We start from the raw sequence: 13,096 nt of genomic DNA on the forward strand, positions 1-13,096 counted from the left end.
CACGCGCGCCCGTCTGGGTCAGGCTGGATCAGGCGATTTCGACCGCCACAAACAGCTGGTTGCCGCCCCGGTTGACCAGAACCAGCGCTGGATCGGTCTTTTCGTTTTTCAGGGCTGCTTTCAGCTCTTTGGGGGTCTCGGTCTCCTGACTGCCCAGTTTCACGATCACATCGCCGACCCGCAGGCCTGCCTTGGCAGCGGCTCCATCCTGATTTAGCGAGGTCACAACAACGCCCGAGACATCCTTGCTGACACCGATCTCGGCACGCGCTGTGTCGGTGAGCGGGGCGACCGTCACGCCCATTTGCTTGCCCGAGGTTTCGTCGATTTGTGGCTCGACCTGGGCCTGCGCCAACTGATGCGTGCCGATGGTGATGGTCACCTGCTCAGGTTCTCCATTGCGGATCACTTCGATCTTGCTGTCGGTACCGGTCTTGGTCGCGCCCACAAGGCGGGGCAGGTCGGCGCTGGATTTCACCGGTTTGCCATCAAAGCTCACGATCACGTCGCCGGATTTTAGGGCACCATCAGCGGGGCTGTCCGTGACCACATCCGAGACCAGAGCACCTTTTGCGCCATCCAGACCGATGGCAGCCGCGATGTCGGGGCTGACGTTCTGGATCGACACGCCCAGCCAACCACGATCTACCCGACCGTCGTCGACCAGATCTGCCACGATGGTGTCCACGATGTTGGATGTCACGGCAAAACCCAGACCCACCGACCCACCTGTGGGTGAATAGATTGCCGAGTTCACGCCGACAACTTCGCCGTCCATGTTGAAGAGAGGCCCGCCCGAGTTGCCTTTATTGATGGCCGCATCGGTTTGCAGGAAATCGGCATAAGGCCCTTCCGAGATGTTGCGCCCTTTGGCGGAAACGATGCCGGTGGTCACAGTCGAACTCAGGCCGAACGGGTTGCCAACAGCCACCACATCCTCGCCGACGCGGATTACATCGCTGTCGCCCAGGTCGACGGCGGGCAGGGGGCCGTCGGCCTCGATCTGCAGCACGGCCAGGTCGGTTAATGGGTCAGCGCCTACAATAGTGGCCTCGAACTCGCGATCATCGGCCAAGCGGACGGTTACCGTGTCGGCGCCATCAATCACGTGGTGGTTGGTGACGATCAGCCCGTCCTCTTCCAGGATAAAGCCCGAACCCAATCCCTGTTTCGGGCCTTGGGGGCCGGGCTTCATGCCTTCGGGCATGCCGAATTGGCGAAAGAACTCGCCGAACGGGTGGTTTTCCATCCCGCGGCCTTTCATGCTCGCAGGCTCGGTCGTGGCCTCCTGAGTGGCAAGGATGGTCACGACCGAGGGCCCGACCTCTTCGACCAAATCGGCCAACGCTTCGTCGGCTGCACCTGGCAGCGCGGTCGAGGCCAGCAACAGGGCCGAGAGGGCAGATGCGCCCGCCCATCCGGGCAGGCCAGCGGTGAAGCGGGTGGTTTTGCGAATGCTCATGAGTTTTCTCCTGTCATCGACCCGGATTTTCCCGGGGTTGAGACAAGGAATATTCTCTGCGTCTGTGGATTACCTGTTCGCCGGATTAAGGTTTCTTAATCTTCCGATAATTTTGGCGGGTGGGGTGTTTCGGTGTCACCCAAGTCCCAAAACAGCCCGGTCATCACTTGTCCGGCCTGCCGGCAGGTCGAGGCCAAAACATGCTCGTTGGGCGCGTGCTGATTACAACCACGGTAAGAGTGCGGAACCCAGATCGTTGGCAGGCCCAGCACCTTGGCAAAACATTCGTTGGGCAGCGAGCCGCCGAGATTTGGCAGCACATGGGGCGGTGCGCCAGTTGTCGCTTTGATCGAGAGGATGGCGAATTGCGCCCAAGGGTGGCCGGGATCAAGCCGGGTGGCCGGGAATGCGCCGCCATCCGTCGGCACGACCTCGACCTGATGAAACCCGTGTGTATCGAGGTGTTTTCGCAAGCTTGGCAGGATGTTGTCGGCGTCCGTTCCCACCACATAACGCAACTGACAGGTCGCAGATGCATGGCCCGAAATGGCGTTGACCGGCGCCTCGGGCTTGCCCGATTGCATGGCCAGAACGGCAAAAGAGTTCCAGCCAAACACCCGCTCGGCCGGGGTCAGATCGGCCTCGCCCCAATTGTGATCAATGGCGGGGTCCGACCCGTCGAAGGAGGGCAACGCCGCAAGAGTTCCCCGTATTTCAGGCGTCAGACTGTCAGGGCGCCATTCCGGGATGCGGATTTGGCCGCGCGGGTCTGTGATGGTCGACAGCGCCTGCGCAAGGATCATTGCCGGATCAGCGAGCAGTCCGCCCCAGTTGCCCGAGTGATGTGCCCCATCGCGCAAGTCTACACGCAGCTCAAAGCTCAAACCTCCGCGCGCGCCCATAAAGACGGTGGGCACGTCAGGTTGCAAACGTGGTCCATCTGAGGCGATCAGGACGTCCGCGTTGAGCAACTCTGTGTTCGCTGCGCAAAAGGCGTGCAGGCCGGGCGAACCGATCTCTTCGCCCATTTCGATCAGAAGTTTGACGTTGAATCCCAGGCTCCCACGCGCCTCGATCACCGAGGCCAAAGCGTGCAGGTTGATCAGATGCTGCCCCTTGTTGTCGGCGCTGCCCCGGCCATAGAACCGGTCGCCGATTTGGGTCAGCGCAAACGGTTCAACCCCGTCTTGCCAATCCCGGCGCTGGCCATGGGTGACATCGCCATGCCCGTATGACAACACAGTGGGAAAGTCTGGGTTTTCGATCCGTTCCGCCACCAGAAAAGCACACCCTGCGGGATCGGGGTTGTCATGCAGCGCCCATCTGAACCCCAAAGCCTGCAAATGGGTGGGCAAAGCTTCGGTCAGGTAAGACATCAGCGCGGCAAGGTTGTCGGGTTTCTGACTTTCGGTTTGCCGAGAGACTAGCCGCTCGAGGTTGGCCCAGAACCGGCCATCGGTAAAACGGGCTTCAACAGCGGACAGGGCAGCGGTGCGGGACATGAGAACCTCTTTGATTTGGCCAGTTGAACCAGATCAATGGGCAGACCACCAGATGTCAATCTGCTCGCGGGGCTGGCGGTCAGGTTGGCCAAACGCGACCAGCAGAGAATTGGCGCGTTTTTGGCCTTTTCGCTAGATGCTGATAGGCTCGTGAGAGGGAGGGACCCAAAATGTTAAAACGTTTGTCGATAGTTGCTGTGGCGGTAATCTTGACAGGTTTTGGCGCCGGAGAGTCCATATCGCAGGAAAATATTGATCGAACTGATTTGGTCACAAAAACAGATGCAGGTGAATTTGTCGTCGAAGGCGCTGAACGAATTGACTTGGATCGGGCGCTAGAGCTGTATTCAGAGGGTGCAGTATTTGTCGATCTTCGAAACGTTTGGAGGTACGACATTGCGCATATCAGAGGGGCGGTCGGCCTGGAACTTAACACGCAGTTTTCCGAGAGCAGTTTGGCCCAACACGCAGCCAAGGAGCAGCCAGTGGTGTTCTATTGCAATCACTCGGCCTGCCCGCGGTCTGCGATTGCCAGCGCTATGGCTCTGGAATGGGGCTATACCAACGTATACCATTTCGCCGATGGATGGTCAGCATGGTCAGGCAACAATCACGACCAAGACTAAGTTGTGAAACAATCGGAAATGCGCGGCATCTAACGACCGAAAGGTCCGCGCTGCGATTGTTAAATCAAAAACGCGGTTGTAAGGTGATCCCCTCAGTCCTGCTCACTGAAGGTTGAATACACGACGCATCAGTTCAAGGAGTAGAACCACGATTTACCTCTTTTTGACCATTGCGGTCATTCGATCTGGTCATCTTGCGAACCACCAGTCGTCTATCTGTCGAGTGGTCAGCCGGTCGGACAGTCCCAGGGCGACAAGAGCAGGGGCTTGTGCCGTCGAGGCGCGGACATCGAGGTGTTTGCCCACCACATGCACTTCGTTCATGCCGTCTGGCCCGGCAACAAACCCTTTTACACGATACAACCCGTCTGGCCGGGCCGTAAGGCGAGCCTTTAATTCGGATCGTGTTAGTTCCCCCGGATCGTCCGACGCCCACTTCACGTAAACCGGATGTGGCGCTGTGGCGCGCCCCTTTGGGCGAGGCAGAGTGTCCGACAGCAGGGGGGCAACGGGCGCTTTGACTTGTAGAACAGGCGGCACACGCAAATCATGCTCGGACAGGGTCTGTGACAGCTCTGGCGGGGGGGCATCTGCTTTGGTGATCAACACCATGTCCGCGACTTTGATCTGTTGCGCAACCTGAGGTGCGATCAGTGGATCGCGCAACAAATCAGCCCCGTTCAGCCCATCCACAAGCGTAATAATCCCGGCGTAAGATAAATCTGGTTCGGCAATGGCTGCGTTGGCGATGGCGGCGGGGTCAGCGATACCGCTGGCCTCGACGATCAGGTGATCGGGGCGCGGCGTCCGGTCCAGCGCATCGCCCAGCGCCATGTACAAATCCGCCCCCATGGTGCAGCAGACGCAGCCGTTGGACAGCGAGATCGTGTCGTCCTGACGGGATTCGATCAGCGCCGCGTCGATGTTGATGGCACCAAAATCATTGACCAGGATCATCAGGCGCAGCCCGTGATCCTCGGCCAATAACCGATTGATAAGCGTCGTCTTGCCAGCGCCCAGATAGCCGCTGATCACCGTCAGGGGCAGGCGCATCAATTCATCTGCACATTGCCGCCAAAGACGATGCCGTTGATCGGCACATCCTTGAGCGCCATCGGATCGACGCCTGTGGGGTCTTGGCCCAGTACTGCAAAATCCGCGCGCTTGCCGGTCTCGATACTGCCAATTTCAGCATCCAGGTTCAGCGTATAGGCGGCGCCGAGCGTGATGGCATACAGTGCTTCATCCACGGTGATCCGCTGATCATCGCCCAAAGTTCGTCCGCTCATGGTTTGACGGTTCACCGCACACCAGGCGGTGAACAACGGCCCCAGAGGCGTCACTGGCGCATCGGAATGCAGCGCGATATTTACCCCTTCGTCCAGTGCCGAGCGGGCCGCATCCATGCGAGTGGCGCGGTCTTCGCCAATGGTCAGGGCGGCGTGTTGGTCGCCGAAATACCAGATGTGGTTGGAAAAGATGTTGGTGCAAACGTTCATCTCTCGGCAGCGGCGGAATTGGTCCGGGCCCATCATCTGACAATGTTGCAGCACGTGCCGGGCCGAGGGCCAAGGGTGTTTACGCGACGCTTCTTCTAGTGCGTCGAGTGAAACAGACGACGCTTCATCCCCGTTCACATGAATATGCATCTGCACGCCATTGGCCTGCATGGTCTCACACAACGCAAAGATTTGCTCGGGCGGCGTGTTCCACAGGCCATTTGGATGGCCACCTACGTAACCGGGCCACTTTACCCGGGCAGTCCAGCCTTGGATCGAGCCGTCGGTCATCAATTTGACCGCGCCCATCCGCAGCTTGTCGGTCGATTTTTTGCCCAACCGGTTTGCCTTGTCCGCGATGTCTTGTGGCGAAGCACCTACAGCAGCCAGGGCTGGGACCAGGCGCAGGCCAAAGTCATCCCGTCCCGTGACCTGGGTCAGAACCTCCAGGTCTTCTTCCTCCATATGGGAGAACAGATCAGTGATCGTAGTCACGCCCGCCAGACGACACACATCGGCATAGGTTTTGACCGCCTCGGGGGTTTGCGACAAGCCGCGAAAGTCCAAACCCGTGCGGCGCATGACCGGGAACATCGCCGCCATTTCCTGCAACTCGCCGGTTGGTTCACCATCCGCGCCCCTGAGAACGCCCTCGACGTTGGTTTCGCGCGTGTAGTCCACCATCTCCAGGCAGGTCGAGTTCACGCACATCAGGTGGAAATTGGAAAACATCACCATGACAGGGCGGTCATCGGCGATGCTGTCAAGGTGGGTCCGATTCAGTCGCTCGGTTGGTAGAAAAATAGGGTCCAGTCCCCAAGCTACAACTGGCTTGCCAGGGGGGAGGTCAGCAGCGAATTCACGCAAGCGGGACACCACGGCGTCGATATCGGTCATGCCCTTGTGCAGCTTGCCCTTCGGATCGATCCGGTCGTGGAATCCAGCATAGGCGAACTGCCACATTGAGCCTGCCATCATATGCGCGTGGCCCTCGACAAATCCGGGCATCAGAACGCTGTCAGCTAGGCTTCCGTCATGGTTCACCGGCCCCCAGGCATCGGCGCAATCTGGGCCTCCGACCGCCAGAATTTTCCCATCCTGAACCGCCACATGGGTCGCCTCGGGCCTGCTTGGGTCCATTGTGACTATTTTTTGTGCAGCAAATACAGTAATTTCCGACATGTTGTCCTCCCCGATATGGTTTAGGCGTAGCGGGGGATTGATCCGCTGTAAAATAGAATTACTGTCAGGCATTGAGGGAAAAAATGAGGGAAGCGGATGAATTTCACGCTGAAGCAGCTGCGCTATTTTGATGCGGCGCTACGCAACGGGTCTATTGCCCGTGCCGCAGTCGAGATGAATATTTCACAATCATCTATCACGGCTGCGATCGACATGATCGAGCAAAGTGTGGGTGCCGAACTGTTTCGCCGAGTGCCTGCCAAAGGGATCGTCGCGACGCAAGTGGGCAAGCGGGTCGGGGACCGGGTGTCAGCCTTTCTGGACACGGCGCGAGTATTCGAGTCCGATCTGATGTCGCTGACCGGTGATCCAACCGGCACGTTGCGACTGGGGTGTTATGCACCAACAGCGCCCTACGTGTTGCCGCCGATCCTGTCGCGACTGGCGCAGCGGTACCCAGGCATTCGGATCGAACTGGCTGAGGGCGATATGAACACGATGGCCGAATTATTACTGTCGGGGGGGGTCGATTTGGCACTGACCTACCAGAAGGATCCGATCAAGGGATTGCCATTTGATCAACTGTTCGAGGCGCACCCTTGGGCGTTGTTGCCAAATAATTCGCCGCTCGCCGAACAAGCCTGGGTGAGCTTGCGGGATCTTGCGGAGCTGCCGATGATTTTGCTGGATTTGCCCCTGACCGAAGAATATTTTCGGTCTCTCTTCCAAGAGTTGAATTTGGAACCCAACGTTGTGCATTCCACCAAATCAAGCTCGGTTCTGCGCGGGTTGGTAGCAAGTGATTTCGGATATTCGATCCTGAACATCTGTGGCCCAAGCGACCGCGACGGGCGTAACGGGTATCGCGCCCTTCCGATTTCGGATGCGACTATTTCCCCAGCTTTGGGCGTGGCTTTTGTCGAGGGGCTCAAGGGGTCGGCCATTGTCAGCGCTGTACGGCGGATCACGCAGGAATTGACAGCTGAGCACGCCTTTGATCATCTGGTCATGCAGAGGGAGCTGCGCAAAACAGCATAAAATAGGGTTTTCCGCTACAGAAAGAACTGTTTTCTGTGACTACGGCCTTCGCTAACCTCTGACATGTAAGGTTCATAAAGAGCCTGCAAGGGAGGAAATACCATGAAGCATATGACACGCCTTTTGGGCGCTGTTTCCCTTGCCGTCACCAGTCTGACGGCTCCAGTATTTGCAGATGGCGGAACGCTTGTGATCGCGTCGACCCAGGTGCCGCGACATCTGAACGGTGCAGTGCAATCGGGGATCGCAACGGCTGTCCCGTCCACTCAGATTTTTGCATCACCTCTGCGGTACGACGAAAATTGGGAACCGCAGCCCTATTTGGCCGAAAGCTGGGAGGTCAGCGAAGACGGCCTGTCCGTGACATTGAACCTTGTGCAGAACGCCACGTTCCATGATGGCAAGCCGGTCACGTCCGAAGATGTCGCCTTTTCGATCATGACGACCAAGGAAAACCACCCCTTCAAGTCGATGTTCGCGCCGGTCGAAGACATCGAAACACCCGATGCGCATACGGTAGTAATCAAGCTCAGCCAGCCGCACCCCGCGCTGCTCTTGGCCCTGTCGCCCGCACTTGCGCCGGTTCTGCCCAAACACGTCTACGGCGACGGTCAGGACGCAAAATCGCACCCTGCAAACTCGGCACCCGTTGGTTCGGGCCCCTTCATGCTGGAAGAATTCACCCCGGGTGAGGCCGTGGTGATGAAGAAAAACCCGAATTTCTTCATTGATGGCCGTCCCAAGTTGGATGAGATCATTATCCGTATCATCAAGGACCCTTCGGCCCTGCTGATCGCGATGGAGAACGGTGAGGCGGATTTGTATCCCTTCATGGCCGGCAGTCAGGAAATCAAGCGTCTGGAAAAAGCCGAACACTTGGGTGTAACGACGGATGGCTATGCTGCCGTTGGACCGATTAACTGGCTGGCGTTCAACACCGCATCCGAAAAGCTGAGCGATGTGCGTGTGCGTCAGGCGATCGCCTATGCCGTGGACCGCGAGTTTATCACCAAGGCGCTGCATCGGGGTGTTTCGGCACCGCAGCGTGGTCCGATCATCGAAGGTTCGCCCTTCTTTGACGAGAGCATCCCGGCGTATGACGTCGATCTGGACAAGGCCAAGGCGCTGATGGCCGAGGCGGGTTTTGCTGATGGCATGGATCTGACCATCGACTATATCCCCGGTCCCAAGGAACAGCAGCAATCCCTTGCGGAATACATGAAGTCGCAGCTTAAAAAGATCGGCATCAACGTAACCGTTCGCGCGGCGCCGGATTTTCCGACTTGGGCGGGTCGTGTTGGTGGGCATGACTTTGAACTGTCCATGGACGTAGTGTTCAACTGGGGTGACCCGGTGATTGGTGTGCACCGCACCTATCTGTCGTCGAACATACGTCAGGGCGTGATCTGGTCGAATACCCAGCAGTACGCCAACGAAAAGGTCGATGAGGTCCTGAACGCGGCGGCGGTCGAGGCCGATCCGGTCAAGCGCAAGGCGCTCTATGGCGAATTCCAGCAACTGGTGGCGGCAGATCTACCAATCTACTGGATCAACGCGCTGCCCTATCACACGGCTTATGACAAGAAGCTTCAGAACGTGCCCACGGGCATCTGGGGCACCATGCATCCGATGGACATGGTCAGCTGGTCCGAGTGATCCACTAACCTATCAGACCAGGGTGGCTGACCCGCTACCCTGGTTGTTGAAAGGCACATTATGAACATCTCATATATATTGCGGCGCCTGTTTTACGGCCTGCTGCTGATGCTGGGTGTGGTGATCCTGAACTTCCTACTCATCCGACTGGCCCCCGGCGACCCGGCGGTGGTGATTGCGGGCGAAATGGGCGGTGCCACAGAAGAAATGCTGGAAAGCATCCGCGAGGAATACGGGCTGAATAAGCCGGTCTTGACCCAGTTGGGCATCTATATCGCCAATGTGGCGCAGTTCGACATGGGCGAGAGCTTTTTCTTCAACCAGCCGGTCACCACACTGATCGGGAACCGGATCGGGCCGACCATCTTGTTGGTGATCACTGCGCAGCTGTTGTCGATTGTGTTGGGCGTATTCCTGGGTGTCATCGCCGCGCGCAAACCCAACGGCCCGATGAGCGCCTTTGTCTCTATCTTTGCCACCATCGGCTATGCGGTGCCGGTGTTCTGGACCGGGATCATGCTGATCATCCTTTTTGCCAGCGTCGTGCCGATCTTTCCGGTCGAGGGGATGCAATCGGTCAAGCTGCGCGATGCAGGGTTCTTTGTGCGCGCCTTGGACGTATTACACCATTTGATCCTGCCGGCATTCACGCTCGCGATCATCTATCTGGCGCAATACGCGCGCCTGTCGCGGGCTTCGATGCTCGAAGTTTTGGGTTCGGATTATATCCGTACTGCGCGGGCCAAGGGCGCGTCCGAGGGATCGGTTCTGTTCAAACATGCCCTGCGCAATGCGGCGCTGCCGATTCTGACGGTAGCGGGCCTGCAGTTTGGCAACCTGATTTCTGGCGCGCTGCTGGTCGAGACGGTATTCAACTGGCCCGGCATGGGGCGGCTGGCCTTCGACAGCATTCTGCGGCGCGATTATCCGACCATTATGGGGGTACTGTTCTTTGCATCCTTCATGGTCGTGGTTGCCAATATTCTGACGGATCTGAGCTATCGCCTGGCTGATCCGAGATTGAGGGGGCGGTGATGTTGTTTTCTCGTTTCAAAGCTGGAGGGCAGGCCCCCCGGACCACGCCCATCGCCGGGGGGCCAGCCCCCCGGACCCCCCGGGATATTTTCAGCCAGATGAAGGGGGGCCCCGATGTCTGACGAAACCATGACTGAATTCAAGGCCGAAAGCCCCGCGTTAGAAGCGTGGCGGATGTTCCGGCGCAATATTCCGGCCGTTATCGGGGTCATCATGTTGTTGGTGATCGTGGGTGCAACGCTTTACGGCACCTTCCTCTATAGTGGCGACCCGTTCGATATCGTCTGGGCCCCGCATGAGCCACCTGGTGCGACGCCCGAGTTTCCCTTGGGCACAGACTATCTGGGACGCAACATCGTTGCAGGTATGCTGACTGGGGGCGGTCCGACGTTGGCCGTGGGCTTAGCGGCTGCTGCATTGACCATGGTGATTGGCATCTCTCTGGGTGCTTTGGCAGGCTATTATGGCGGCTGGGTCGACAATCTGCTGATGCGCATCACCGAGTTCTTTCAGGTGCTGCCCGCGCTCTTGTTTGCGATGGTACTGGTGACGCTTCTGTCACCGTCGCTCTGGACTATTGCCTTGGCCATTGGGGTCGTCAGCTGGCCACAGACCGCGCGTTTGACGCGGGCCGAGTTCCTGAAGATCAAGGAATTGGAGTACGTGACTGCCGCCCGTGCCATTGGCGCGCGCAACAAGAGGATCATCTGGAAAGTGATCCTACCCAACGCAGCGCCGCCGCTGATCGTGTCGGCGACGCTGACCATTGGGGTCGCCATCCTGTTCGAGGCGGGCCTGTCCTTCCTGGGCCTGGGCGATCCCAATGTGATGAGCTGGGGTCTGATGATTGGCGCCAACCGGGAATACATCCTGGACGCCTGGTGGCCGGTGACCTTCCCGGGGCTTGCGATCTTTTTCACCGTCTTCGCCGTAAGTCTGATCGGCGACGGACTGAACGATGCCTTTAATCCGAAGTTGAGGGAAAGATGAGCGCGCTTTTAGAAATCGAAGACCTGCGCGTGACCTTTCGGACGCGCCATGGCGAAGTGACGGCACTGGATTCCGTGTCGATGCATGTGAACGAGGGTGAGACGCTTGGCGTTGTCGGAGAATCCGGCTGCGGCAAGTCAATCACTGCGCTGTCGGTGATGGGGTTGATCCCATCGCCGCCGGGCAACATCGCGGGCGGGTCCATCCGCCTGAACGGAGAGGAGCTGACCACCGCCAGCCCGGCACGCCTTCGGGCGATGCGGGGGCCGGATGCGGCAATGATCTTTCAGGAACCGATGACCTCGCTCAACCCGGTGTTCACCGTGGGTGCCCAGATCGCCGAGGCGATCATGCTTCACCAAAAGGTCGACAAGCGGCAAGCGTTGAAAGATGCGGTCGCTTTGCTGGATCGCGTCGGCATTCCCAGCCCCGAGGCGCGGTCGCGGGATTATCCGCACCAGTTGTCCGGCGGGATGCGTCAGAGGGTGATGATCGCCATGGCGGTCAGCTGCCGCCCCAAGGTGCTGATCGCGGATGAGCCAACCACGGCGCTGGATGTGACGGTGCAGGCGCAGATCTTTGACTTGCTGAACGAGATCCAGCGCGACTTTGGCGTGGCTATTATCCTGATCACCCACGACATGGGCGCAATCAGCGAAATGGCCGATCGGGTGGCGGTGATGTACGCCGGTCGCGTGATCGAGGATGCCACGGCCGACGATGTGTTGGATTATCCGCAGCATCCATATGCACGCGGGCTAATCGACTGCATCCCTGCGCTTGGACGGGATGATCACCGTCTGGCCGAAATCCCAGGTGTCGTGCCGCCGCTACATCTGTTGGGGCAGGGGTGTGCTTTCGCCGACCGCTGCGCGTTTAAACAAGACCGCTGTACGCGTGAAAAGCCTCTGCTGGGCAGTCATGGTCATCACCCGGTGGCCTGCCACGGGATAGAGGAGGCGCGGCTATGAGTGTTCTGATGGAAGTGCGTGATCTGACTGTGCGTTTTTCCCTGCCGAAACCGTCGTTCTTTGCCGAACGCCCGCATCTGGAAGCGGTCAGGCAAGTGTCGTTTCAGCTGGAGGCGGGAAAGGCGCTTGGAATTGTTGGTGAAAGCGGTTCGGGCAAGACGACGACAGCGATGGCCGCGATCAGGCTGACCCAAGCCGCAGGAGGTCAGGTGCTGTTTGAGGGGGAGGATCTGTTGGAGTTGGACGACGAGGCGATGCGTCAGCGTCGCCGCGATGTGCAACTGATCTTTCAGGATCCCTATTCCTCGCTGAATCCTAGGGCGCGGGTGGTGGACATCGTGCGCGAGCCAATGGACCTGATGGAGATAGGCACACCCGAAGAACGCCATGCCAAGGTCGAGGAGCTCTTTGCTTTGGTGGGTTTGCGGCCCGATCAGTTGAACCTGTTTCCGCATCAGTTCTCGGGTGGACAACGTCAAAGGATATCGATCGCGCGGGCGCTAACGACAAATCCCAAACTACTGGTCTGTGACGAGCCGGTCAGCGCGCTTGATGTGGCCATCCAGGCTCAGATTCTGAACCTGTTGGCTGATCTCAAGACAGAACTGGGCCTAAGCTACCTGTTCATCAGTCACGATCTGGGCGTGGTGCGACACGTCTGTGACGAAGTGGCGGTGATGTATCTGGGCAAGATCGTCGAAAGCGGGCCGACTGCGGCGCTGTTTGAGGCACCACAGCATCCCTACACACAGGCGCTGTTGTCGGCAGCCCCGTCGCTCGCGCGGCGCAAATCCAAGGGATACGTGCGCCCGCTCAAGGTCTCGGGCGATCCGCCAAGCCCGATCAACCCACCACCGGGCTGCGCTTTTGCCGAGCGCTGCCCACGGGCGCAAGAGGTCTGTCGAAACACCCCGCCAGACCTTGTTTCAGGGGCGGGGACTGCGGTCGCCTGCCACTTTCCCGGACCGGCTGACCTAGCGTAAATAACTTTTAGAGAGAACGGCCCTTTAGGGGGCCGTTTTTCGTTCGAATCCCCCTTGTCAAAATTTCGACCTATTTGAGTTTGATTCGAGTGATTTTGCGGCGGATTGTTCGCCATTTTGCAAAAATCAGCCTATGAATTGGGGGATTGGTT

General features: G+C 58.6%; 11 protein-coding genes. 7 read left to right on the forward strand and 4 right to left on the reverse strand.

From position 1 onward, the window contains the following. Positions 1–28 precede the first annotated feature (28 nt). Positions 29–1,462 (reverse strand): Do family serine endopeptidase, encoded by a 1,434-nt coding sequence (locus tag G6R15_RS05170; protein ID WP_164658696.1) that lies wholly within the window; start codon positions 1,460–1,462, stop codon positions 29–31. 95 nt (positions 1,463–1,557) lie between these two features. Beyond that, positions 1,558–2,964 (reverse strand): M20 family metallopeptidase, encoded by a 1,407-nt coding sequence (locus tag G6R15_RS05175; RefSeq protein WP_164658697.1) that lies wholly within the window; start codon positions 2,962–2,964, stop codon positions 1,558–1,560. A 170-nt stretch (positions 2,965–3,134) separates the two neighbouring features. Between G6R15_RS05175 and G6R15_RS05180 the strand changes: the two genes are divergently transcribed. Then, positions 3,135–3,590 (forward strand): rhodanese-like domain-containing protein, encoded by a 456-nt coding sequence (locus tag G6R15_RS05180; RefSeq protein ID WP_164658698.1) that lies wholly within the window; start codon positions 3,135–3,137, stop codon positions 3,588–3,590. Between the two features lie 189 nt (positions 3,591–3,779). Here the strand turns inward: G6R15_RS05180 and G6R15_RS05185 are convergent, their stop codons facing one another. Next, a complete protein-coding gene (locus G6R15_RS05185) occupies positions 3,780–4,643 on the reverse strand; it encodes a GTP-binding protein (RefSeq protein ID WP_306432339.1) in 864 nt (287 codons plus the stop codon). Next, on the reverse strand, positions 4,643–6,271 hold the full coding sequence (locus G6R15_RS05190; protein WP_164658700.1) for an amidohydrolase: 1,629 nt from the start codon (positions 6,269–6,271) through the stop codon (positions 4,643–4,645). The genes G6R15_RS05185 and G6R15_RS05190 overlap by 1 nt, the downstream gene beginning before the upstream one ends. A gap of 96 nt (positions 6,272–6,367) precedes the next feature. Between G6R15_RS05190 and G6R15_RS05195 the strand changes: the two genes are divergently transcribed. The 6 genes from G6R15_RS05195 (at position 6,368) to G6R15_RS05220 (ending at position 12,944) form a co-directional block, all read left to right on the forward strand. Next, positions 6,368–7,309: a LysR family transcriptional regulator gene (locus G6R15_RS05195; RefSeq protein ID WP_164658701.1), complete on the forward strand. Its 942-nt coding sequence runs from the start codon at positions 6,368–6,370 to the stop codon at positions 7,307–7,309. Positions 7,310–7,411: 102 nt separating this feature from the next. Next, entirely contained in the window at positions 7,412–8,965 is a 1,554-nt protein-coding gene (locus G6R15_RS05200; protein ID WP_164658702.1) for an ABC transporter substrate-binding protein, read from the forward strand. Between the two features lie 60 nt (positions 8,966–9,025). Beyond that, positions 9,026–10,000: an ABC transporter permease gene (locus G6R15_RS05205; RefSeq protein WP_164658703.1), complete on the forward strand. Its 975-nt coding sequence runs from the start codon at positions 9,026–9,028 to the stop codon at positions 9,998–10,000. 114 nt (positions 10,001–10,114) lie between these two features. Then, complete coding sequence (locus tag G6R15_RS05210) at positions 10,115–10,990, forward strand: ABC transporter permease (RefSeq protein ID WP_164658704.1); 876 nt, start codon at positions 10,115–10,117, stop codon at positions 10,988–10,990. Then, positions 10,987–11,961 (forward strand): ABC transporter ATP-binding protein, encoded by a 975-nt coding sequence (locus G6R15_RS05215; protein ID WP_164658705.1) that lies wholly within the window; start codon positions 10,987–10,989, stop codon positions 11,959–11,961. The genes G6R15_RS05210 and G6R15_RS05215 overlap by 4 nt, the downstream gene beginning before the upstream one ends. Continuing rightward, complete coding sequence (locus tag G6R15_RS05220; RefSeq protein ID WP_164658706.1) at positions 11,958–12,944, forward strand: ABC transporter ATP-binding protein; 987 nt, start codon at positions 11,958–11,960, stop codon at positions 12,942–12,944. The genes G6R15_RS05215 and G6R15_RS05220 overlap by 4 nt, the downstream gene beginning before the upstream one ends. Positions 12,945–13,096: the final 152 nt, after the last annotated feature.

This window comes from Tropicibacter sp. Alg240-R139, assembly GCF_900537075.1.
Classification (GTDB): domain Bacteria; phylum Pseudomonadota; class Alphaproteobacteria; order Rhodobacterales; family Rhodobacteraceae; genus Falsiruegeria.